The sequence below is a fragment of the Clostridium sp. SGI.024 genome, assembly GCF_050315195.1.
In the GTDB taxonomy this organism is placed as follows: Bacteria; Bacillota; Clostridia; order Clostridiales; family Clostridiaceae; genus Clostridium.
The window spans coordinates 1-219 of the sequence record NZ_JBNPON010000198.1 but is presented as its reverse complement, the minus strand read 5'-3'; the positions used below and the strand labels follow the sequence as shown (position 1 = coordinate 219).

Genomic DNA, 219 nt, shown 5'->3' with positions numbered 1-219 from the left:
AAAGCTCGTACAGTATGGGGAGCTAATAAGCCATATAGAACATTATTAGACTGGGGTAATAAATACTTCTCAGATAAGGCGTCTGATAGTGCTTATAATGGTGCTTATATGTTATTAGCACAATCAGCTTTAGACAATGCTAATTATGAAAAGTCATATTACTATAATTTACAAGCAAATTCATATAGCAATCCTGAAGATAAGATAAATGCTTATAAC

The 219-nt window shown here is 31.5% G+C and carries 1 protein-coding gene; it reads left to right on the top strand.

The genetic code is table 11. The annotated features are described in order from the left end of the window. Window positions 1–219: hypothetical protein (locus tag ACQRD5_RS17395; RefSeq protein ID WP_427747140.1), on the top strand; the 219-nt coding region annotated here is incomplete at both ends.